Annotated in this window: 19 protein-coding genes and 1 tRNA gene; 9 read left to right on the top strand and 11 right to left on the bottom strand. The window is 43.5% G+C overall.

Annotated features, from left to right (window positions below; all coding sequences use genetic code 11):
- Positions 1–4 precede the first annotated feature (4 nt).
- The 4 genes from B5F25_RS15095 to B5F25_RS15080 all read left to right on the top strand — a co-directional run bounded on the left by B5F25_RS15095 (position 5) and on the right by B5F25_RS15080 (position 8,889).
- A complete protein-coding gene (locus tag B5F25_RS15095) occupies positions 5–1,078 on the top strand; it encodes an efflux RND transporter periplasmic adaptor subunit (RefSeq protein WP_087250503.1) in 1,074 nt (357 codons plus the stop codon).
- A 104-nt stretch (positions 1,079–1,182) separates the two neighbouring features.
- Positions 1,183–4,260 (top strand): efflux RND transporter permease subunit, encoded by a 3,078-nt coding sequence (locus tag B5F25_RS15090; protein WP_087250500.1) that lies wholly within the window; start codon positions 1,183–1,185, stop codon positions 4,258–4,260.
- Between the two features lie 28 nt (positions 4,261–4,288).
- Entirely contained in the window at positions 4,289–5,731 is a 1,443-nt protein-coding gene (locus B5F25_RS15085) for a TolC family protein (protein WP_241148422.1), read from the top strand.
- A complete protein-coding gene (locus B5F25_RS15080; RefSeq protein ID WP_087250496.1) occupies positions 5,728–8,889 on the top strand; it encodes an efflux RND transporter permease subunit in 3,162 nt (1,053 codons plus the stop codon). The genes B5F25_RS15085 and B5F25_RS15080 overlap by 4 nt, the downstream gene beginning before the upstream one ends.
- A 120-nt stretch (positions 8,890–9,009) precedes the next feature.
- Here B5F25_RS15080 and B5F25_RS15075 read toward each other — a convergent pair whose 3' ends face one another.
- The gene (locus B5F25_RS15075) at positions 9,010–9,972 is read right to left on the bottom strand and encodes a tetratricopeptide repeat protein (RefSeq protein ID WP_087250494.1); all 963 of its coding nucleotides are present in this window, start codon (positions 9,970–9,972) and stop codon (positions 9,010–9,012) included.
- Between the two features lie 120 nt (positions 9,973–10,092).
- Between B5F25_RS15075 and B5F25_RS15070 the strand changes: the two genes are divergently transcribed.
- The 5 genes from B5F25_RS15070 (at position 10,093) to B5F25_RS15050 (ending at position 13,656) form a co-directional block, all read left to right on the top strand.
- Positions 10,093–10,797 (top strand): hypothetical protein, encoded by a 705-nt coding sequence (locus B5F25_RS15070; RefSeq protein WP_087250492.1) that lies wholly within the window; start codon positions 10,093–10,095, stop codon positions 10,795–10,797.
- 211 nt (positions 10,798–11,008) lie between these two features.
- Complete coding sequence (locus B5F25_RS15065; RefSeq protein WP_022040496.1) at positions 11,009–11,635, top strand: hypothetical protein; 627 nt, start codon at positions 11,009–11,011, stop codon at positions 11,633–11,635.
- A gap of 1 nt (position 11,636) precedes the next feature.
- Positions 11,637–12,224, top strand: coding sequence for a uracil-DNA glycosylase family protein (locus B5F25_RS15060; protein ID WP_022040497.1), 588 nt, complete (start codon positions 11,637–11,639; stop codon positions 12,222–12,224).
- A gap of 63 nt (positions 12,225–12,287) precedes the next feature.
- A tRNA-Trp gene (locus B5F25_RS15055) sits at positions 12,288–12,360 on the top strand.
- Between the two features lie 270 nt (positions 12,361–12,630).
- A complete protein-coding gene (locus B5F25_RS15050) occupies positions 12,631–13,656 on the top strand; it encodes a site-specific integrase (RefSeq protein WP_225226414.1) in 1,026 nt (341 codons plus the stop codon).
- An 88-nt stretch (positions 13,657–13,744) separates the two neighbouring features.
- Here the strand turns inward: B5F25_RS15050 and B5F25_RS15045 are convergent, their stop codons facing one another.
- From B5F25_RS15045 to B5F25_RS15000, 10 genes are all read right to left on the bottom strand, one after another.
- The gene (locus B5F25_RS15045) at positions 13,745–13,984 is read right to left on the bottom strand and encodes a hypothetical protein (protein ID WP_087250490.1); all 240 of its coding nucleotides are present in this window, start codon (positions 13,982–13,984) and stop codon (positions 13,745–13,747) included.
- A complete protein-coding gene (locus B5F25_RS15040; RefSeq protein ID WP_087250488.1) occupies positions 13,974–14,177 on the bottom strand; it encodes a hypothetical protein in 204 nt (67 codons plus the stop codon). Before B5F25_RS15040 ends, B5F25_RS15045 begins: the two co-directional genes overlap by 11 nt.
- Positions 14,174–14,431, bottom strand: coding sequence for a hypothetical protein (locus B5F25_RS15035; RefSeq protein ID WP_140406956.1), 258 nt, complete (start codon positions 14,429–14,431; stop codon positions 14,174–14,176). The genes B5F25_RS15040 and B5F25_RS15035 overlap by 4 nt, the downstream gene beginning before the upstream one ends.
- A 298-nt stretch (positions 14,432–14,729) precedes the next feature.
- A complete protein-coding gene (locus B5F25_RS15030) occupies positions 14,730–15,161 on the bottom strand; it encodes a DUF2335 domain-containing protein (RefSeq protein WP_087250484.1) in 432 nt (143 codons plus the stop codon).
- The gene (locus B5F25_RS15025) at positions 15,154–15,384 is read right to left on the bottom strand and encodes a hypothetical protein (RefSeq protein ID WP_087250482.1); all 231 of its coding nucleotides are present in this window, start codon (positions 15,382–15,384) and stop codon (positions 15,154–15,156) included. Before B5F25_RS15025 ends, B5F25_RS15030 begins: the two co-directional genes overlap by 8 nt.
- Before the next feature lie 335 nt (positions 15,385–15,719).
- Positions 15,720–17,450 carry a hypothetical protein gene (locus tag B5F25_RS15020; protein ID WP_087250480.1) on the bottom strand — a complete coding sequence of 577 codons (1,731 nt, stop codon included), beginning with the start codon at positions 17,448–17,450 and terminating at the stop codon, positions 15,720–15,722.
- Positions 17,447–20,770, bottom strand: a complete 3,324-nt coding sequence (locus B5F25_RS15015; RefSeq protein WP_087250478.1) for a phage tail tape measure protein — start codon at positions 20,768–20,770, stop codon at positions 17,447–17,449. Before B5F25_RS15015 ends, B5F25_RS15020 begins: the two co-directional genes overlap by 4 nt.
- Position 20,771: 1 nt before the next feature.
- Positions 20,772–21,242 (bottom strand): hypothetical protein, encoded by a 471-nt coding sequence (locus B5F25_RS15010; protein WP_087250477.1) that lies wholly within the window; start codon positions 21,240–21,242, stop codon positions 20,772–20,774.
- Positions 21,239–21,652: a structural protein P5 gene (locus B5F25_RS15005; RefSeq protein WP_087250475.1), complete on the bottom strand. Its 414-nt coding sequence runs from the start codon at positions 21,650–21,652 to the stop codon at positions 21,239–21,241. The genes B5F25_RS15010 and B5F25_RS15005 overlap by 4 nt, the downstream gene beginning before the upstream one ends.
- Entirely contained in the window at positions 21,649–22,116 is a 468-nt protein-coding gene (locus B5F25_RS15000; RefSeq protein WP_087250474.1) for a phage holin family protein, read from the bottom strand. Before B5F25_RS15000 ends, B5F25_RS15005 begins: the two co-directional genes overlap by 4 nt.
- Positions 22,117–22,326 lie beyond the last annotated feature (210 nt).

Below are 22,326 nucleotides of genomic sequence, written 5' to 3'. Positions count from 1 at the left end.
AAATATGAACGCACGCTACGGATATGTGATGCTGCTGCTTGCCGCGGGAATATGGAGCGGGTGCGGCGAAGAGAAAAAAGATGCCTCCGAAAAGGAGGGAGTGGAAACGGTGCTTCCCGCACGGGTGGCGGAGGTGAGTGTAATGACCTTGAAAAAACAGGCTTTCGAGCACGAACTGGTGAGCAACGGCAAGGTGGAAGCCAAGCGGTATGCCGCCTTGCAGTTCCGTACTGCGACCGAACCGGTAGCCCGCGTCTATGTGAAGAACGGCGACCGGGTAAAGAAGGGGCAGAAGATAGCCGAACTGGACCTGTTTTCCCTGCAAAACAAACTGACACAGGCGGAATATACGTTGGAGCAAGCCCGGCTGGAGATGCAGGATGTGCTGATAGGGCAAGGGTATGCTCCCGACCGGATGGAAGCCGTGCCCGAAGAGGTAAAAAAATTAGCTGCTACCAAAAGCGGATACGGGCAGAGCAAGGCTGCCTATGAACTGGCAAAGCGCGAACTGGAGCAAGCTACGCTGACGGCACCGTTTGACGGCATCGTTGCCGACCTGGACAACAAGGAATACAACATGCCGGAAAGTGGGAAACCTTTCTGCCGCATTCTTTCGACAACCGATATGGAAGTGGCATTTACGGTGCTGGAGAGCGAGCTGCCGTTGGTAAAAGCGGGCGATAGGGTGGAAGTGACGCCCTATACGGTAGCTTCCGGCAGCTTGCAGGGGCGCATTGCAGAAATCAATCCATCGGTAGACGAAAACGGGATGGTAAAGGTAAAAGCACTGGTAAACGGGAAAGGCAGGCTGTTCGACGGGATGAACGCAAGGGTGAGCGTGAAGCGTTCGGTACCTGGCCAGTTGGTTATCCCGAAAACCGCAGTGGTATTGCGTTCGGGCAAACAGGTGGTGTTTACCCTGAAAGACGGAAAAGCGATATGGAACTACGTGCAGACCGGACTGGAGAATATGACCGAATATACGGTGACGGGTGACGGTATGGAAGAGGGTGCCGTAGTCATTACGACAGGGAATGTGAATCTGGCACATGAGACACCGGTGAAAGTAGTGGAATAACATGCGGAGATTTACTATTTTCCGATTTACGAAGTACGATTTAATTATCAAACCGTAAATGGTTGAATGGTAAATTGTAAATAGAAAAATCGTAAATAAAAAAGATGGTTAAGTTTTTAATACAACGGCCTATAGCCGTATTGATGGCGTTTACCGCTTGTTTTATCATAGGGCTGGTTACTTACTGGTCGCTCCCTGTATCGCTGTTGCCCGATATTGACATTCCGCAGATTACGGTACGGATGGCTTCGGATAATATGTCGGCACGGGAAATGGAGAATACAATGGTGGCTCCTGTGCGGCGTGCCTTGCTGCAGGTGTCGGGGCTGGATGAAATGAGAAGCGAGGCACGCGACGGTTCGGGAGTCATTCATCTGACATTCGAGTTCGGAACCAATACTGACCTTGCTTTTATTGAAGTAAACGAGAAAATAGATGCGGCAATGAACAGCTTGCCTAAAGATGCCGAACGTCCTAAAGCCATCAAGGCTAGTGCAACGGATATACCGGTGTTTTACCTGAACATGACGCTGAAAAAGGACAAGCCTTATCAGCATACAGATGAACAAGCATTCCTGAACCTGTCAGAACTGGCAGAAAACGTGGTGAGGAGGCGTATCGAACAATTGCCTCAGATAGCCATGGCAGACATGACCGGGGTGCCTGAAAGGGTGTTGCAGATAGTGCCCGACAGGGAAAAAATGAACAGTTTGGGCATCGGCATAGATGATTTGGAACGGACACTGGAAGCCAACAACGCAGAACCGGGCAGCATGCTGGTGCGTGACGGATATTACGAGTATAACATCCGTATCGCTTCTTTCCTGCGTACTCCAGAGGATGTAGAGAACATCTATCTGAACAAGGGAGGACGCATCATGCAGCTGAAAGACCTGTGTAAGGTAAGCCTGGTGACACAGCATGAGACAGGACGTTCATTGGCTGGAGGAAAGCGGGCAGTGACATTTGCCATCATCAAGCAATCGGAAGAGAACATGGATAACCTGAAGGCGGAACTGCAGCGGACTACCGAACGGTTTGCCGCATTGTATCCCGATATAGAATTTTCTATTACACGCAACCAGACGGAACTGCTGGATTATACCATTTCGAACCTGCAACAGAATTTCACGTTGGGTTTCCTGTTTATCTTTATCGTGGCAGTGTTCTTTATCGGCGATGTGCGTTCGCCGTTGATTATCGGCATTACGATGGTGGTATCGGTGGTAATCACATTTTTCTTCTTCTATCTCTGCAAGGTTTCGCTGAACGTCATATCGCTGTCGGGACTGATTATGGCGGTGGGCATGATGATAGACAATGCAATTATCGTGACCGAAAACGTGTCGCAGTACCGTGAACGGGGCTATTCGCTGAAACGGTCGGCGGTAATAGGCACCAGTGAGATGATTACACCGATGCTGAGTTCTTCGCTGACTACGGTAGCAGTATTTGTGCCATTGATATTCATGAGCGGTATAGCCGGTGCCATCTTTACCGACCAGGCGTTTTCCATTACGGCTGGGTTGGGAGTATCTTACTTTACAGGCATCATGCTATTGCCGGTTCTATATGTCTTGTTTTTCCGTTTGGGAATGCGCAGGTACCGGTGGATTAATTTTGATTTTCGGGATAAACTGAAGAATGACTGGCTGGAGCGCGGATACGATGCGGGCATCAACTGGGTATTTTCGCATAAGCGTATCAGTTTGTGTGTGGCTGTGGCTACCCTTCCGCTATGCGTGGTTTTGTTCGGGGTGTTGGATAAAGAGCGGATGCCCGAAATAGACCAGAACGAAATGATAGTGAAAGTGGCATGGAACGAGAATATTCATGTGGAGGAAAATAACCGGAGGGTGGATGAACTGCTGAAACATACTGATGGCATTGCCGTCGAACATACGGCGTATGTAGGTATGCAGGATTATGTGCTGAATACGGATGATGCCTTATCGGCAGGTGAGGCTGAACTTTATTTCAAGACGGAAAAACCTTCGGACATTTTGCCGTTAGAGCAGCATCTGAAAAAATGGTTCGGGGCGCATTATCCGGAAGCCACAGTCACTTATTCGCCTCCAATGACTATCTTTGAAAAACTATTTGTAACGGGAGAAGCCGATGTGGTGGCACAGGTCCGGTCGAAGAATAAGGCTGTGAGTCCACAACCTGCCGAACTGAAAGAACTGGAGAGGCAGATAGCCGAGGAGACCGGAGTATATCCGGAGGTTATTGCTTTCCGCAACCAACTGAATCTGGTAATAGACCGTAACCGCCTGTTGCTTTATCGGGTGGATTACGATGAAGTGGTACGCACGTTGCGGACTGCATTTAAGGAAAACGAAGTATCGGTCTTGCGTTCTTACCAGCAGTATTTGCCTATCAGTGTGGCAGGAAACGAACGTACACTTGAACGGGTGCTGGCGGAAACGCTGGTGGAAAATGTGCCCCAAGAAGGAGAGGAACAGGCTTATGTCCCGTTGAAGGAACTGCTGTCGGTACAACCGGCTGAAGACTTGAAAAGCATTACAGCAGGGAGCAACGGTGAATATATTCCGCTACGTTTTTATGATGTGGACAATGCACCTGGACTGATAGCCGGCATACGTGATGTGGTGGCACGGTCGGGGAAATGGGATGTGGACTTTTCGGGCAGTTTCTTTTCGAACCAGCGGATGATGGGTGAACTGATGGTGATACTGTGCATATCGGTCTTGCTGATGTACTTCATCTTGTGTGCCCAGTTCGAAAGTTTCTTGCAACCCCTTATTGTCTTGGCGGAAATCCCGATGGATATTGCTTTTGCCTTGCTTTGCCTGTGGCTGTGTGGAGATACGCTGAATCTGATGTCGGCTATCGGTATTGTCATTTCAAGCGGTATTGTGATAAACGACTCTATCTTGAAACTGGATACCATCAACGAACTGAGAAAAACCGGTATGCCACTTACTGAAGCTATCCATACAGGAGGAAGAAAGCGTTTGCGGGCAATTGTCATGACTACGCTGACCACTATCTTTGCCATGGTGCCGCTGCTGTTTACTTCCGATATGGGTTCGGAACTGCAACGTCCGCTTTCCATCGCCATGATAGGGGCGATGACCTTGGGAACCATTATCAGCTTGTTTATTATTCCATTAATATATTGGTTAATCTATAGAAAACATGAAACGCAGAAATATTAGTATATGCCTGGTACTGGCACTGAGCTGTATGCCGCTGTTGGCGCAACACACCGTGAAACTGGATTTGCAGGAAACGATAGAATTGGCGAATGACAGTTCGTTGTCGGCTTTCCGTTATCAGAACATGTATTTGTCCGGTTACTGGGAATACCGTACTTTTAAAGCGAACCGTTTGCCCAGTCTGACCTTGAACCTGACGCCGGCACAATATTACCGTTACATTACCCAACGCTATGACTCGAATGAGGATATGGATGTTTACCGTGAACAGCAGATGTTCAGTGCAACGGGTGGATTGAGCCTGACACAGAATTTCGACTGGCTGGGAGGTACATTCTATATAGATACCCAACTGGACTTTATGCGTAATTTTGGTGATACGAAATCGACTCAGTTCTCTACTGTTCCTTTTCGTATCGGGTATCAGCAGGAATTATTGGGGTATAATGCTTTCCGGTGGGATCGCAAGATAGAACCGTTGAAATTTGAAAAGGTGAAAAAGCAGTTCATCTATCATACAGAAGAGGTGGCGGAAGAAGCGGTCAATTATTTCTTCAGTCTGGCGATGGCACAGGCTGACTATAAGCTGGCAGAGGATAATCTGGTTACGGCAGATACATTGTGTGACATCGGAATGCAGCGCCAGAAGATAGCTTCTATCTCGCAGGCAGACCTGCTGACATTGAAACTGGATAAAGTGAATGCGCAGAATACATTGACCAATGCACGGATTGCACTGAAAAGGGCGATGTCGGCATTGGCTACTTTCTTGAATATGGATAAGAATACAACCATCGAATTGGACTTGCCGGGACGTCCGCGCCACCTGGAAGTGTTGGCGGATGAGGCTTTGCAGAAAGCCAAGGAGAATAATCCGACTTATCTGGAGCAGCGGCAGAATGTACTGGAAGCGGAGCGTGATGTAGACCGTACGAAAAAAGAATCGCGCTTTAGTGCCAGTTTCAATGCCAGTGTCGGGTTCAATCAGGTGTCGGATAATATCCGTTCTGCTTATAAGAATCTGTTGCAGCAAGACCTGGTGTCAATCAGTGTCTCTATCCCTTTGATAGACTGGGGGGTGAGGAAAGGAAAATATAACATGGCAAAGAACAATCTGAATGTTGTAAAGATTGCGGCAAGGCAGGAAGAAATCAGTCTGGAAGAAGATGTGGTGATGACCGTGAGCGACTTTAACGTGCAGCAAGACCTGATAGAAGGTGCAGAGGAGGCTTTGGACCTGGCAGAACTGGCATACGAGCAGACCCGGCAGCGTTTTATTATCGGGAAGAGTGATGTAAACAGTCTGACCCTTGCCTTGAACAGGCAGCAGGAAGCGCAGAAGAATTATATTCAGGCTTTGCAGAATTATTGGCTGAGCTATTATAAAATAAGGAAGCTGACTTTGCATGATTTTGAAACTGGCTTTTCTTTGTCTGACCGTTTTGATTTTAAAAATAGAATCCGTCAATGAAACAGAAATCTCGTAAAACAGCTTCTTCCTTTACTCTGATAGTCAGTTTTATCTGTCTGGCTATTGTGGGACTTTCGCTGGTGCCTTTGCTACCGGTGAAACTTTCGCCTTCGCATGAACTTCCGGCACTGACGGTTTCATTCTCTATGCCAGGCAATTCGGCAAGAGTAATCGAAGCAGAAGTTACCAGCCGGCTGGAGGGAGCCTTGTCGCGGATAGAAGGTGTACGGAAAATCCGTTCCACTTCCGATAATGGATATGGCAGCCTGCGCATTGAGATAGACAAGCATAGCGAAGTGGATATCGTACGCTTTGAAGTCTCTACCGTGATCCGTCAGGTCTGGTCGCAATTGCCCGAAGGAGTGAGTTATCCTTTGATTTCTACTCAACGTTCGGACGACCGCTCGACAAGGCCTTTCATGACTTATACACTCAATGCACCGGCTACCCCGATTCTGATTCAGAATTATGGGGAAAATTATATCAAACCGTTGCTTTCTGCCATTAAAGGTATTTATAAGATAGAGTTGAGCGGTGCTACTCCCATGGAGTGGAGGCTGACATACGATAACAGCCAGTTGGGCTATCTTGGTCTGTCGGTAGGAGATCTAGGACAGGCTATCCAGGAATATTATGACAATGAATTCTTGGGCATCTGCCAGGTAGATGTGGGGGATGAATGGATTAGGGTGGTACGCACTTCGTCTGAAGGACGGGAAGGCTTCCGGCCTGCCGATATCAGTTTACGTACGTCAGAAGGAAAATTGATTTCGCTGGACAAACTGGTGAAAGTGACACATACAGAGGAAGAACCTACCGGCTATTTCCGTATCAACGGGCTTAATTCTATTTATCTTTCCATTACGGCAGAGGAAACGGCAAATCAGCTTCGGGTGGCAGCCCAGGTAAGGGATGCCATGAGGCAGATACAGCAGAATATGCCTCCGGGGTACGAGGTGCATATCAGTTACGATGCTACGGAATACATTAGCAAGGAACTGAATACAAATTACTTCCGTACAACAATAACTGTGCTTATCCTGTTGTTGTTTGTGGCAGTCATTACCCTGAATCTGCGTTATTTGTTTTTGATAGTAGCCAGTCTGGCTGTCAATATGGCTATTGCTTTTATCTTTTACTACATCTGCGGAGTGGATATTCAGCTTTATTCGCTTGCCGGCATCACCATTTCGCTGAACCTGTTGATAGATAATACCATTGTGATGACTGACCATATTCTGCACCGTCGGAACCTGAAAGCGTTTATGTCTATCCTGGCAGCGACGTTGACTACTATCGGAGCATTGGTCATTATCTTTTTCATGGACGAGAAGATACGCTTGAACCTGCAAGATTTTGCAGCTGTAGTTATTATCAATCTGGCTGTATCATTGTTTGTGGCACTGTTCTTTGTCCCGGCATTGATAGAACGCATCCGCTTGCGCAGGACTTCGGTCTTTAGGCGTTCGTCGCGTATCAAGCGGGGGGTGGTTTATTTTACACGTGGTTATAAATGGATGGTAAAGGCATTGTGCAGGCGTAAGGCTATTGCATATGCCGTACTGGTATGGGCGTTCGGACTTCCGGTATTTCTGCTTCCCGAAAAGATAGAGCATGCAGAACAGAAAGGTGGATGGGCCACTTTATATAATAAGGTGTTTGACCGTCCTGTTTATAGGGAAGAAATAAAACCGGTGATCGACAAATGGCTGGGAGGTACGTTGCGGCTGTTTGTGGAAAAGGTGTACAACGGAAGTTATTTCGGAAACCGCGATGAAGAAGTGGTGCTTTCGGTAACAGCCACACTTCCTAATGGCAGTACGCTGGAACAGATGAATGTGCTGATAAAGCAAATGGAAACTTATCTGAGTGAATTTCGGGAAATCAGGCAGTTTCAAACTTCTGTCTATGATGCCCGTCATGCCGGTATCGAGATATTTTTCAAAAAAGAATATGAGCACAGTGGCTTTCCGTACGTGTTGAAGTCGAACATTATCAGTAAGGCTCTTACGTTGGGAGGCGGAAGCTGGAATGTGTATGGATTGCAAGACCAGGGCTTTTCGAATGATGTGCGTGAGACGGCAGGAAGTTTTCAGGTGGAGATGTACGGGTATAATTATGACGAACTTTCTTATTGGGCGGAAGAGATGAAGCGTTTGTTGCTGTCTCACAGGCGTATCAAGGAAGTGCAGGTCAATGCTGAATTCTCGTATTGGAAGGATGACTATGACGAGTATGTCTTGCAGTTCGACAAGGAAAAGATGGCAAAGGAAAACCTTACGGCAAGCACTCTTTTTGCTATTTTGCAGCCGATATTCATGTCGGGTCAGCGTGTGGGGAATATTGTGTACGATAATCAGAGCGAACGGCTTTCGTTGTCTTCGGTACAGAGCGGTGAATATGATGTATGGGGGCTGATGGAAGTACCTTTTATATTCGGAGGCAGACAGTATAAATTATCCGATTTTGCCAAGGTGAGCAAAGAGCAAGTGTCGAAGAAGATTGTGAAAGAGAACCAGCAGTATGTATTGTGTCTGCAATTCGAATACATCGGTGCACACCAGCAAGGGCAGAAAATCTTGGCAAAGGATGTTGAGGTCATGAAGGCTGCTCTCCCGATGGGGTATAGTATCGAGAACAAGAGCAATATATGGTATTGGCATAACGATGACCATGGTCAGTACGGGCTGTTGCTTATTGTGATTGGCATTATTTTCTTTATTTCGGCTATCCTGTTCGATTCGCTGAAGCAGCCACTTGCCATTATCGGTGTGATTCCTATTTCATATATCGGAGTGTTTCTGACTTTTTATCTGTTCGAACTCACGTTCGACCAAGGTGGTTTCGCTGCTTTTGTTCTTCTGTGTGGTATTACGGTCAATGCCAGCATTTATATTCTGAACGAGTATAATGCTATCCGGAGGCGTTACCCTTATCTGGGAAAGGTTGAGGCATACACCAAGGCATGGAATGTGAAGGTTGTTCCGATATTTCTGACGGTGACTTCGACCGTACTGGGTTTTATTCCTTTTATGATAGGTGAGAAGGAAAGTTTCTGGTTTTCTTTGGCGGCGGGTACAATAGGTGGATTGATAATGTCTGTTGCAGGCATTTTCTTTTATTTGCCTCTCTTTTTGTTGAAGAAGCGGGAGTGTTAAGACCCTGATAGAATATTGGAAACCGTTTTTCAGGAAACCGTATGTACGTAGCTTTGTGCATCTATGTCCGTAGGCCGGTGTATTTATCTTCGTAAGGCAACGGACATAGATGCATTCCAGTCAGTAAATACTTGCAGGATTTGGGGTGCCGGAAAGGGTGTCTTGGTTATCAAACGTTCCGTTTATTTGGGATTCGCTTTCGGGGTTCAGTTCGATGGCTTTTTTCAAGTCTTCGATGGAGCCATTCTTGTCTCCTTCCAGTAACCGGACACGTCCGCGTTCCTGGTAGAATGTAGCGTTCTGGGGCATCAGTTCCAAGGCTTCGGTATACAGTTCGATGGCTTTGCCGTATGCTTTCTGTCCACAGAGCAGTTCTCCTTTCAGCAGGTAAGCTTTTTCGTTGAAAGGATTGGTTTCCATGACCAGCTCCAGACACCGATATGCTTCGTCGGTTTCTCCTAATGTGGCTTTGACGGTACTTTTCAGCAGCAAGGCATCTTCTTCTTCCGGATTTGCATTCAGGATATAATCGAGGTCTTCCAGTGTTTCTTTCGCCTGTTTCATACCCCAAAGCACTTCGGCACGGAGCAAGTAGGCAGAAAGAAAGCTTTCGTCTTGTGTGATGGCTTTGGTAGCCATTACGATAGCTTGCAAATCGTTGTGAAGTCCGTGGGCTGCCCTGGCTGCCAAATAGTAGGCATGGGCATTGCTTTCGTCCAGCTTGATGGCTTTTTGGCAGGCTTTGTCCATACCGTCATAGTCTTCTTGTGCAAAGCATACGTTGGCAAGGAACAGATATCCCTGTATGTTGTCCGGTTCCAGTCCGGTCAGTTTGTCCAAAGTTGTCCGGGCATCATCGGTACGCTGGAGTTTTACATACGTGTCGGCAAGGTACTGGAGTGTTTCAGCATCGTCACGCAGGGCAGACGCCTGTTCCAGGCATTTGGCGGCGTAAGCCAGTTGGTTCATGTTGTGTGCCCGTATGCCATCGTATTTTAAAATCTCGAAATTCTTTTGTGTCTGTTTTTCCTGTTGGTTTTCTTCGGGCTTTCCGTTGCCGAAGATTGCTGATAATAAACCCATGTTTTTCGTATTTTATGATTGAATGTTGGGCACAAAGATAGAGAAAATCAGGTATATGCTTGCATTTGCTGAAAAGAAATTTGTAAGTTTGTGGCGTAATTAGAAAAAAAGGAACGTAACATGAAAAAGATGCTTTTGTTTGTTTGTGCGGTGTTGGCTTGTTTCAGCCTGCATGCACAATATTTTTGTACGGTAGAGGGAACGGAACTTCATTATGTCAATTACGATGAAGCGGGACAAAGTGTTTCGAATGAGACTGCTACCGTGTCGTTTGTCGGGAGAAACGATGGTAAGGTAACTGCCTGTTATATCAATAAGATTGTAACCAACAAGTTGAAGAACAATACCAGCTATACGCGTTTCGACTGGAGTTATGATGGCAACCAGACTGTGTGTGCCGAAGATCTGGTGTATGGACCTTATATTGATTCGGATTCGGATCCGGATAAGTATGATACGGCGGCACGTACTGCCATGCGTGAAGAATTGAAGTATAAAGGCGACAACTCGTTTGTGCTGAAGGAACATGCCGAGGGAGGAGAAAGTATGCCCGACCGCTCGTATGCACTTATTGTGAAGATGCTGAAAAATGAAATTACGATTTCGGGAGCTGCTTATATGGGAGAGGAGCAAATCAGTACTACGGCTGGGAAATTCGACTGTATAAAGATTACTTACTTGAAACGTACCAAAGTAGTGTTGAAAAGCACCACGCACCGGGTGACTGAATGGTATGCCGAGGGAATAGGTCTGGTAAAATCGGAATCATACGATATGAAAGGAAAATCTGCCGGCAAGACGCTGCTGGTGAAAATCGTGAAATAACGAAGTATCCTATGCTTATATAAGACCTGATAGTTGATAACTTTCTAGAAACTGTTTTGAATTTATCGCCCAAAGCACACACGAAAACGAATACATCGGGAAGAGAAAGACATTCAAAGCAGTTTCTTGTCACTATCTTGTCATAAACTGCCCCTTATCTCACTTTTTTGTTTTATCTTTGTCCCCATAATAATTTATTACAGATTAGATTATGAGCATATTTTCGAAACTATTAGGTAAAAAACAAGTTGAAGAAGAAGGTGCACGGGTAGGAGGTGTAGAAGACTTCATGACTTTGATACGTGTATACTACCAAGCCGTTATGGCTGCGCAGCTGGGCATCAGCAATATCAATTTCCTGCCTGATATGGCAGTATTCAAGCGTACATTGAAAATCCCTACCCAGAACAACAAGCTGGGAGTGGCAGAACGTACCAGATGCAAAAAGATGCTGATGGATATTTACGGCATTAATGAGTTCTTTTTTAAGGAAATAGATACATCTGTCAAAAAGCACTGCAAGAGTGTGAATGATATCAAGAACTACCTGTTTATGTTTCAGGGCTTCAGTCAAGACTTGATGATGGTAGTGGGGAATCTGATGCAATGGAAATTCCGTATGCCTGGCATGTTCAAGAAATTATTGCGTTCGATGACCGAAAAGACCATTCACGATATCCTGACGAAAACCAACTGGAAAGATGATAGTGTGAGAAAGACTTGTGTAAACATCCGCCAATACCAGCATGCACTGGGATATAGCGAAAGCTGGATGAACGAATATGTTTACAACATCGTTGTACTGGCAAAAAAAGAACCTAAACCCAAAGAAAACTAAGATGGACAGCCTCATCGAAAATCATCCGTTGGAACCGTTTCTTCCTGCAGAAGCTACTTTGCTGATGCTGGGAAGCTTTCCTCCGCAGAAGAAGCGCTGGAGCATGGATTTCTTCTATCCGAACTGGAACAATGACATGTGGCGGATTTTCGGACTGATTTTCTTCGGTGATAAAGAACATTTTGTACTTTCCGGTAAAAAGGCTTTCGATAAAGAACGTCTCATACACTTCTTGAAAGAAAAAGGCGTTGCGCTTTATGATACGGCTTGCACAGTGAAACGTTTGAAAAGCAATGCTTCAGACAAATACCTGGAAATCGTGGAGCCTACGGACATCGGCTTGCTTCTGAAACAACTTCCGGCATGCAAATCTATTGTAACGACCGGGCAAAAAGCTACAGATACCTTATGTGCACAATTGCATATTGAAGAACCTCCGGTAGGTGGAAAAAGCAAATTCGAATATGCTGACCGCCAACTTTGGCTTTACCGGATGCCTTCTTCCAGCAGGGCTTATCCGCTCAAGTTGGAGAAAAAGGCAGAAATATATCGGTCTATGCTGTGTGAAGCGGGTATTTTTATGCCATGAAGCAAAAAAAATGCCAAAGCATTTGGCAATATCAAAAAATGTCGTACCTTTGCATCCGCAAACACGGGAATAGCTCAGTTGGTAGAGCATCGGTCTCCAAAACCGAGTGTCGGGAGTTCGAGTCTCTCTTCCCGTGCCGAGATAAAAAGCTGTAACTCAAAAAGTTGCAGCTTTTGTTCGTTTATCCCCAGGACGAAATCGGGACGCAAATTTTCTGAATGTCAAACCGTATTACGCTTTCGAATTCGAAAAACGTAATAAAAAAATGTACTCTTCAAAAAGAAAAAGTTCATCGGTTTTTTGTATAATTTCTTATACAGAACCCAAGCTCCACACAGGTAATAACTGGTATATTGATTTCTATTCTTATGACCCATTGGAGCAGAAAATGAAAAGAAAAAAGTATATGCTTAATGGCATCGCCAAAGTTTCAGACCGCCGTCGTCGAGCTAATGAAATCATCACTAATCTTAATGTCAAACTCCGTTCCGGATGGAACCCATGGGCGGATGTCGAGAACTCAAGGCAATACACCCCGTATGTAGATATTATCCAAAGGTATCATATATATCTGGAAAAACTGTATGCGGCTGGTACCATCAAAGAGAACACTCTGAAGGATTACGAGAAGCGCCTGCGAGTATTTGAAGAATACACGGCGAAGCACATCCCAGCAATCGTATATGCATATCAGATTGACCAGTCTTTTATATCTGACTTCTTAGATTATGTACTGCTCGACCGTGATTCATCAGCCAGAACCCGAAACAATTATCGTACCTGGCTGTCTTCACTTTGCAGCTGGATGATGGAAAAGCAGTACCTTATCAAGAATCCGGTAGAGAATATCCGCATGTTACAAGAAGAGGAAAAAAAACGGTCTGCCCTATCGTCTACCGATATACAAAAGCTGAAGAAATACCTCAAGAAAGAGAATCCGTACTTTTTGTTCTTATGCCAGTTCGCTTATTATACCTTTATCCGTCCGGACGAAATAACCAACATCAAGCTGTCCGACATCTACTTGAAGGAACAAAAGGTATTCATCGCATCGAGCATCAGCAAGAACCGCAAAGACGGCATGGTCGGTTTGAATGACAAACTCATTAAAGCAATGCTTGATCTTGATGTTTTCAGCAACCCGGGAAATTATTATCTATTCGGTAAAGGTTTCAAGCCCTCAAAAAATAAAGTAACCACTAAAGTTTACAGAAATTACTTTAATAAGGTACGTGAAAAACTTCGATTCCCAGACAGTTATCAATTCTACTCCCTGAAAGATTCAGGAATACGTGACCTGGCCAATGCTGAAGGTATTGTCATTGCCCGTGACCAGGCGCGCCACGCGGATATCTCCACAACCAATAAGTATCTGAAGGGTAGCAATATGACGGTACATGAAGAGACCAAGCATTTTGAAGGAGAATTTTAAAAACAAAAGGCACAACACCCTCACGATGTCATGCCTCCAATATAAAATGTAAATAAAAAAATGTATCTAATCATCTAAAAATATACAGCTACTTGCGCAACATAATCCACGCCGGACGACCATCGGGGGCTATGACAAGTTCATAGCCCAAATCCACCACCGCCCTGGCGATATCGTTAATGCTGATCTCTGCCATATCAGACAGTTCATCCTGGATCTGCTGTGAAGTTTTATAGATTACATCATCTGTTACTTTATCGGCAGGAAGATATTCCTGGAAGTAACGATAAAGAATATATTTGTCGAATTCTACTTTTTTATTTGCCATGGTCTGCCTCCTTTCTATCATTCAATGCGGTTTGAATCAATTCACTGAGCTGCTCCATCTCCGGACGTGTACAGCATAATTTATCACTTCCATACATGAGAATAGTGTATTGTTCAAACAGAACTTTACCATCCTCGTATGCCTGATATTTGTCGACGCGGAACGTTGCGGGCTGTGGCGTGTAATCGGTCATCGCAAACCTCCTTTCTTGCAAAGCAGAACGGAACAGATGAACCAGCACAGGCAAGCAACGGCAGCCAGCCAATGAATAAAAAAGGAACAGCTGAGAATGCTGAAAGAAGCAAGTACCTGAGAAACAAGTACAGCCTGACGGTTTGATACTCTCTCTTCCATAAGAGCGGAAAAGATACAATTCTTACGGTTCAGCCATAACGATATACGGCTTTCTCTTGCCTGGCTTGCAGGCAATGCAATTTGATTTTTCATTGTGTAGAGCATTTAAATGAAACAATATATTAATTACGGGAAAGGAAACAAGAAAGGTTCCGCTTTCCCGTTGCTCTACACCTTGACAAGGCAGTGGGCGCATTAACGCACCACACGGGGGTCGGAACCCTATGGGTATATAAACAATGCTATGGACATAAAAAATGCCCGCAGCAAAGATATTTGGCGAGCCATCGTCGCCTTGTCGAAATGTAGAGCATTGCAAATATGAGGATTTATTTTGGAATGGCAAAAGAAAAAGCGGAAACTTTTTAGGTTTCCGCTTTTTCTTATAAGATTATTTTTTCTTTGTATCAGACTTTTCTTTATTGATAAATATCGAAGCAACTGTAACTAATGTACCTGCTCCTAATATTCCAGCAAACCAAGGTCTATCTAAATATAAAGCATAAGCAGCAAGAGCTACAATTACTACAATAGATAAAAAAGCAAATGCCATACCCCACCAATTCATTCTTCCTGTTCTTGATTCAGACTTTCGAATTAGGTCGTACTTTACTTTATCCATCTCATGTCGATGTTTTTGTTCCTTAACGGAAGCTTCCATCAAGAAAGTAACAATTTGAGGATCTATTTCCTTATAGGCTGCTAATTCTTGGGGAGAAGGCAAACTGTTGTCATCTACGGTATAAGTTCTTTCCAACTGCTGACCTACACCACCTTGTCCTGCAACGACAGTTTCTTTTTGTTGAATTTGTTGTTTAGCCATTACTTAGTTTTAATTTTTCCCAAGCTTCTCTTACGTCTTTCTCAATATTCTTTCTATCTTGTCTTAATTTGGATTTATCGTCCATTTTGTCAGATTCGACAAAAAGCTCTTCTTTTAGTTGGGAAATAATTTCAGATTCCTGTTTGTATTCACCGCGGGAAGAATCACGCAAAACTTTTGCCCCATTCGCGATGAATCGAGTAACGTCTTTAATTATACACATGATACCTCCTTTTTTATTATTATTATTTTAGTGCTTCTTATTGCAAAAGTAATTATTATTTTTATAGTATACAATAGCAAGTCTAATATCTTAGATATAAATAACAATATCTCTCCTACCTGCATTATATAATTTAACATAAGAACTAAAACACATAAGATAATAAACTATTCCACCTCTAAAAAGTAACATCCACAATTATAAGACCACCAAGAATAACTTAGATCTCAACCTTTTACACTGATATAATTAGCAATAACAAATAAACTTTTAGGATATAACTTTCCCAGTAAAAGAAACAAACTTAATGCCCAAGATAAACAGACATATAAACTCTATTCAGAATCTGCAAGATAAAAAATGCCCTCTGCTATTTTATCCATACCTTTAGGCGTTATTTTATAGTGTACTTCTTTACAGTAGTATTTTTTATTGCGTATGACAAAAATCCTGTTTAGATCATATACTTTATTCGTCAAAAACTGAAAAGTATATTCGACTGAAGTATCTATCTCACGTTTATTCTTATAGACTCTATTAAACAAACCATTATCTCCATCCAGGGTAATTGTATAATCGGGCAAGGTAAGAATACTCTGATCACCGCCAAGCGTAGTCGGCTTTTGAATGAAATATCTATCATTCGAACCCATTGGCATTTTATCCCAATACTCACCTGGGTATTCATTAGGACCTCGATTTAATGCTTTTTGTATACCATAATAAATACCGACATACAGCCTGTCAGGGATATCTGTATTATTGCCAGAACTATTTATCAAATCATTAATGGCAGTGCTTTCAGGATCCACTCTTAACTTTTTTACAGCTGGACCAATCAGGTAGCGTCCACCTGTAGTACTATGTATTTCTATTTTTTCGACTTCAGCAGGTACAATCTGGAATGAACTTTTATCCCGTGAATCTAAATTACCCGCATCCTTGAATCGGTCAACGATTATCAGACCTTTTTTGGTTTCTCCAGAAACAGAATAATCGGTAACAACATAATCAAGCCCATAGTCTTCTGAATGTAAGATATAGGGGCCGGAATAATACTGATCATACTTGGTTTTAAAATCATCCCACTCAGGACTGGAAACAGTAGAACAATTCTCTCTTACACCCTCTTTCAATTTCAGGTAATTGTAATATTCATCACTGGGTAAATCATAAGATACATAAGTATATGCAAACGCATAATTCGTATCCACGTCGTATGTCTTTTCGGTACTGTCATCAACAACATCGTCTAAATAAACAATATCCTGATTTTCAAAATATTTATTTAAACTGATTATATTGAATTTTTTATCTACCTTATCTATAACAATGATACAGTCAAGGTATAATTCAATCTGCTCAATAAACTCATTTATCGTCCAGTCAGGCAGCAGCTCTTGTAGTACTGAATCCTTATATGGATTAACGATAAATAATCTGCTCCATACAGGATCATCCTCCAGCTCATTTATTCCCTTTGTGAATCCTAACTTCGTTATCAAATTCTCTATCACATACAACAGATAATACTGAGGAGATATGTTTTCTACATCTGTGAAGGATATATCTTCGCCCACCTCTACGTTGTTTAATATCGAAAAACTTCCGTCCGATTCAGTGTAATTAACCACCGGCGGATATACGACGTTGTTTTCCGGAAATTTACCGAATAACGTATCAATAGCCTGCTGCGAAGTCATTGAAATCCCATCAAGAACCATACTTCGTATATCCGTATCACCCCCTTCGTAATTCAACTGGGAATTACCAGCTACGATCTGAATTTTAGCGGTATAATTTTCAATCGAAAGAACAACCTCCACACCTGATATTATTTCAAGGGCTCCTGACATTAATGTCGCCTTACGGTTCTTTAGTCCTTTTGTGACATCAGACCTGTTGATATTCTGATAGATTCTCCGATTACCAGGATCTCTCAAATCGATATCTATATCATAAGTATATTCTCCATTGCGAGTGAAATACGGATTCTCTGTTATCAATTCGAGTTCAAAATTTTCAGAAAGTACAACCTCCTGACCGTCGATGAATAATCTGGTCATAATTTAATCCTCCTTGATACATTGTTTTTCATACGAGCCACCAAGTCTTGAGCTTCGTTTACTCCCATCTTGCCAGTAGCCCGAGTATATGTATAGATCGGTTCATCCAATCTCTTATTAAGTGAATCAATAACCTTTACCGCCTTCAGCATAATAACAGACATTCCGTTATCAGCAGGTACACTTTGCTGATAGTAGGTATTGTTTGTTGTTGATGTAACACCTGATAAAACCGCAGAAACATCTTTTGCAGTCAGGCTACCGATGGTATTGTTCCGTTGCGCCTGATCAATTAAGTCCAGAACCGGACGAACAGCCGGATTCTGCACGGCATAACGGTTAGCGACAAATTCACCAGCATGGACTATACCTTTGGGCTCATCATGTCTTCCGGTACCGGTGTAACCACCCGTTTCAAATCCACTGATTATAGCCTTTGCACTCTGAAATGCAGCTGTTATCAATGCTATTTCAGCAGCAGCTTTAACAATCCCGACCAGTCCCAAAGTAGCTATATTCTTCATTTGTGTTTCAGCAATATAAGCTATCATCATCTTCTGAAGACTATCCAGTATGATTTTTAGAGTTTCCTTCATAAAGTCGCCCAAAGAAGTTTCTGAATCTGTCAACATTTCCGCAAACGCTTCACCAAATTGTTGTCCGATGTTTTGCGCAAATGAAAGCTGCTCTCTTACCTTACGCTGATTTTCTTCATAATTTTTACGAGATTTTTCAAGACTCTCTTTCTGTTTTTTGTCAATAATCTCAGCTTTCTTTTCTTCGGAAATTTCGGAAGAAGAAAGTACCTGATCATAATATTCATTCTGAATGTCCATCAGTTGCTGACGATATTCCTGCTCGGATGACAAACCGTCATAATGTTTTTGCGTAGCTTTCTCTATCTCCAACTGGTATTGCTTCTCCAGCCTTGTGAACGCTTCTTCGGATGATTTTTTAGCATCTTCTTCATCCAATTTTTCACACTCTTCTTTGTACTTAATTCGTGCTTCGAGGATCTTCTGCTCGATCTGTTGCCGTTTCTCTGGTTCCAGTCCGGCAATGGCCAGCATGTTCTCGAGGTGACGCATCTCCAGATCTTCCATAAACTGACTATATTCCTGCTGTGTCATCTCGTCGCTGGCGAGGTACGACTTCTTCAGGTCTGCCAGTTCATCGTAGTACCGTTTATTCTCTGCCGTTACCTGAGGATTTTCTTTTGTCGCAGGAGAACTATTGCTTCCGCCTTCAGTTGGATTTGGGTCTGAATCCACAACCGGAGTTACTATATCAGGAATTTTATCAATGATATTTTGAAGTTCTGTCCTTTGTTTAGCCAAAGCTTCAATCGCTTGTCTTTGCGCTTTGAATTTACCATCAAGTCCCTTCAGCAGAACTTTTCTAGTAGTTTCATTTATATCGTCACGCTCCTGAATACGTTTTTTTTCTTTTTCAAACTGTTCGTTGTAAGCAATCTCTTCTTTTGTAAGTTTATCCTCTATAATAGCCAACTCCTCTTGAGCGTCCGTTTTAAGATTCTGTTTCTGACGATCATTCAGTTTGCTTAAATTATCAGCACGCTTATTTATATCAACAAACGAATCTGAAATTTTAGTCATTTTCTCCAATTCTTCATTGTATGACTTCTGCTCGTCTTTGGCTTTCCGAGTATTCGGAATCACGTAAGTCATCAGAGCCGTTGCAATAGCCGTCAAACCAGCTACAGCTAACCCAAAAGGATTTGCCTTTAGTACCGTATTGAAACCTCGTGTTGCTACTGTTGCCAATTTTGTCCAGGTTTCGTACAGCTTGGTAGCTATTGTGGATGCGTTTACCGTAACTGTATATGCAGTTATAGCAGCAGTTGATGTAATGATAATTCCTTTGTACTTTATAAACCAATCTATCAGTTTTGGAAGAGCCACGATGATCTTTGTTGTCCATCCGGTCAGGAGTGACAATGATGGATTAAGCCGCTCCATCAGCTCGATACCTGCCTCCTTGATACTATTACGGTACTGCGCCATCTTAGCTTCGTTGGTATCAGAGTTAATGGCTGCCTGTTCCATAGCGATATTGGTATCCGTCACGGCTTCGGTATATTGACGCACCTTATCTGCATTATCTATCAAGATGGTAGCGGCAGAGTAGGCTTCTTCGCCGAACATAGTCTGGATCTGTGCAGCTGACAATGACTTTTTATTCAGATTCTCGAGCGCAGTCTGTAAACCAACCACTTTCGGATTCGTTTCATCCGGTCCAGTCTGTAATACCAGGAAGAACTTACGAAGTGCGGTACCTGCCGGCTCTGCCTCCAGCCCTTTCTCCGCCAGCATCTGGATTGTACCTTGAAGCTGTTCAATACTTACTCCAGCTCCGGAGGCAGCCACACCTGCATTCTTGATTGCGGCAGCCTGGGCCGATACATCAGCTGCACCCTCTTTAGAACCGGCAGCCAGTACGTTCACGTAACGCGCCGCCTGATCAGCAGATTCGCCATACATATTCAGAGAAACGGTAGTAGCCGTTACAGCATCCTTCAAGTCGATTTTTGCAGCCGCCGCCAGACGCATGGCTTCGATAGTAACGGCGTTTAGGGCTTCTTTATCTTTTAGCAGCTCCGGTTTCTTAGAGCCGATCAACATATATGCCTGAAGAATCTCGTCGGATGACTGACGGATACGTAAACCAGATTCATCCATGGTAGTAGACAGCTTCTCCGCCTGTTCGGTAAGCCACTGAATAGATGAATCGTCCAACCCAGTCAAAGCTTTCAGCTCTGCTTGAGAAGATTCCTTGGAGTCACGGTTATTACGAAGGGTATTCAATGCCATGGAAACTCCAGTGAGTGTAGCAGCACCAGTCGCCAGTAAGCCGCCCCACTTCGTCAGCCCGTTATTGAAGCGAGAAATCCAGCTCTCGGTTTCCTGCACCTCCGTCTTGATCTTCTGAAGTTCGGCTGTCACCAGTTTAGCCTGCTGCTGGTAGTATTTCCATTCCGCTGATCCTCGCTTGATGTAACCACTGTTCAGTTGTCTATTTATGGCCGTCAGAGTAGCACGAAGTTCTTTCGGCGTTGCTTTATCAAGGTTGTTCATCACCTCAGTAAGCGCCGTAGTATCTTTCTTCAACGTCTTGATCTGTGCTTCAGTCTTACGAAGTTCGGATGTAACCTGTTTGATTTTAGACGTATCACCAGCTTCGTAAGCATCAGCCAGTTCTTTTTTCAATCCGGATGCTATCGCCTCCAGATTCTTGAGTTCCTGCTTGGCTTCCTCGCCATTTACCCGGACCTCTACGGTCGCTATCTGGTCTATTGCCATATTATGCTTTAATTAAGATTGAACGAACTTTGAAAAATGCAAACAGCACAATGAGAATCAGCCCTACAACGGTGAACACCACGCAGAATTTTTGCCATGACGTAAGCTCTTTCTCCACCTCTACCGTTTGCACAGTCTTTTGGATAATTGTACTGTCTTTGCCTGGTATGAAGACTGTATCTGAAGGAACCTTAAAGTCCGCCATCAGATTACCCATAGAATCCAATTTGAACCGTAGGCGTGCGTTTTCCGACTGTACCATATCCAACCAGGAAAGCACAACCCTACCATTTGAATCACACTCCAACAAAGCCCGGATGGATGCAGAATCCGCAGGCTTGAATACCGGTATCAGCTTATCATGTACGATGATCTGCGTGTGATTGTCGGAAGTAAGGTGTTTCCCTGTCTTGCAACCGAGAAACACCGAACAAAAAACAATTGTAAAGAATGTAAGAATAAATGATCTCATAATAAATTCCAGCCTGATTCAACATCCGACATTACGGCAGGAACACCGTTCTCTACCTGGGATATAGCAGCTGCAAAAGCGCACATGGTTGCCTTATCCTCTACATCCGGAACGTAGATAGTCGGTACCTGCATTTCCTTGCATACGCGAGAAATGTATCCGGATGTGTTGTTTTCGGTTCTGGGTGCCCAACGGCTGATGAAGTCTGCAATCGTCTGACATCCGTACTTACGACGGTAGTTCTGCAGCAGCTTGATCAAAGCCCGGTAACCGTGGGCAATGTCTTCAAATTCTTCGAAGGTCTTGTCTCGTTTTTTAGATGCAGGAACCTCTCCCTGCCAGTCGGTTGCATCTGAGTTGCGGATGTTGCCTGGGTTGTTGTTGCGCAGGCCACGTGGTTGCTGTTTCATTTTTTATCCTCCTTATGTTGATCCTGGAATTGCTGTAAATACGGTATTTTCTTCACAATCTCGAAACTGACTACATAATAAATGAATGCTATTACTCTATTCTCTGGAAACAAATTCTTTAAATTACGCAGTGTGTTTGTACCGTAAAAGTATAAGATGGCATACACAACACCCGTAATGCATTGTAATGCTCCATCGATGTTATGTAATTTTTCACCGATTAGGAATACGCTTCCTACAATCAAATAAAAAACGCATGTTTCTACAATGCAATGAAAAAATTTCTTGTTGTTAAATCTTTCGTTTTCCACAATGATTCCAGATAATAATCCTGCTATCATGTTGATAAGAAAAATAAAGAAAATGACAAATACCATGTCCTTAACGGGAGCGAAGTATGCCAGTGTTACGCTGAACAATGTAACTAGCATATTCTTTAATTCTGTAAATAAATCCATGCTCATTATATTTAAGTGTTTGGTCAAATTTATTAGGCATTAGTTGTATAGAAAAAGACATTATGAGGTAGAAAACGGGTAGAAACAGACAGCTAGTAGCCCTATTTCTACCCATGTTTTACCAGAACACAAAATAAGCCAGTAAGCATTTGAGTATAAGAAGCTAGATCCAGTTCCGGCAGAACTTAGGACTGCAGGGCTTACCGTCAGCTTCAT

Origin of the sequence: Bacteroides sp. An19, from assembly GCF_002160215.1 — a bacterium.
Classification (GTDB): Bacteria; Bacteroidota; Bacteroidia; order Bacteroidales; family Bacteroidaceae; genus Phocaeicola; species Phocaeicola intestinalis.
The sequence above is the reverse complement of the archived record's forward strand: the minus strand, read 5'-3'. Positions and strand labels throughout refer to the sequence as shown.

Bases quoted from the DNA above. Each gene is read 5' to 3' on its own strand.
- B5F25_RS15030 (WP_087250484.1), bottom strand. From the start codon at position 15,161: ATGGCTAAACAACAAATTCAACAAAAAGAAACTGTCGTTGCAGGACAA.
- B5F25_RS15075 (WP_087250494.1), bottom strand. From the start codon at position 9,972: ATGGGTTTATTATCAGCAATCTTCGGCAACGGAAAGCCCGAAGAAAAC.
- B5F25_RS15090 (WP_087250500.1), top strand. From the start codon at position 1,183: ATGGTTAAGTTTTTAATACAACGGCCTATAGCCGTATTGATGGCGTTT.
- B5F25_RS15080 (WP_087250496.1), top strand. From the start codon at position 5,728: ATGAAACAGAAATCTCGTAAAACAGCTTCTTCCTTTACTCTGATAGTC.
- B5F25_RS15035 (WP_140406956.1), bottom strand. From the start codon at position 14,431: ATGAAAAATCAAATTGCATTGCCTGCAAGCCAGGCAAGAGAAAGCCGT.
- B5F25_RS15020 (WP_087250480.1), bottom strand. From the start codon at position 17,450: ATGACCAGATTATTCATCGACGGTCAGGAGGTTGTACTTTCTGAAAAT.
- B5F25_RS15095 (WP_087250503.1), top strand. From the start codon at position 5: ATGAACGCACGCTACGGATATGTGATGCTGCTGCTTGCCGCGGGAATA.
- B5F25_RS15015 (WP_087250478.1), bottom strand. From the start codon at position 20,770: ATGGCAATAGACCAGATAGCGACCGTAGAGGTCCGGGTAAATGGCGAG.
- B5F25_RS15005 (WP_087250475.1), bottom strand. From the start codon at position 21,652: ATGAAACAGCAACCACGTGGCCTGCGCAACAACAACCCAGGCAACATC.
- B5F25_RS15000 (WP_087250474.1), bottom strand. From the start codon at position 22,116: ATGAGCATGGATTTATTTACAGAATTAAAGAATATGCTAGTTACATTG.
- B5F25_RS15025 (WP_087250482.1), bottom strand. From the start codon at position 15,384: ATGTGTATAATTAAAGACGTTACTCGATTCATCGCGAATGGGGCAAAA.
- B5F25_RS15085 (WP_241148422.1), top strand. From the start codon at position 4,289: ATGCCGCTGTTGGCGCAACACACCGTGAAACTGGATTTGCAGGAAACG.
- B5F25_RS15010 (WP_087250477.1), bottom strand. From the start codon at position 21,242: ATGAGATCATTTATTCTTACATTCTTTACAATTGTTTTTTGTTCGGTG.
- B5F25_RS15070 (WP_087250492.1), top strand. From the start codon at position 10,093: ATGAAAAAGATGCTTTTGTTTGTTTGTGCGGTGTTGGCTTGTTTCAGC.
- B5F25_RS15045 (WP_087250490.1), bottom strand. From the start codon at position 13,984: ATGGCAAATAAAAAAGTAGAATTCGACAAATATATTCTTTATCGTTAC.
- B5F25_RS15040 (WP_087250488.1), bottom strand. From the start codon at position 14,177: ATGACCGATTACACGCCACAGCCCGCAACGTTCCGCGTCGACAAATAT.
- B5F25_RS15060 (WP_022040497.1), top strand. From the start codon at position 11,637: ATGGACAGCCTCATCGAAAATCATCCGTTGGAACCGTTTCTTCCTGCA.
- B5F25_RS15050 (WP_225226414.1), top strand. From the start codon at position 12,631: ATGCTTAATGGCATCGCCAAAGTTTCAGACCGCCGTCGTCGAGCTAAT.
- B5F25_RS15065 (WP_022040496.1), top strand. From the start codon at position 11,009: ATGAGCATATTTTCGAAACTATTAGGTAAAAAACAAGTTGAAGAAGAA.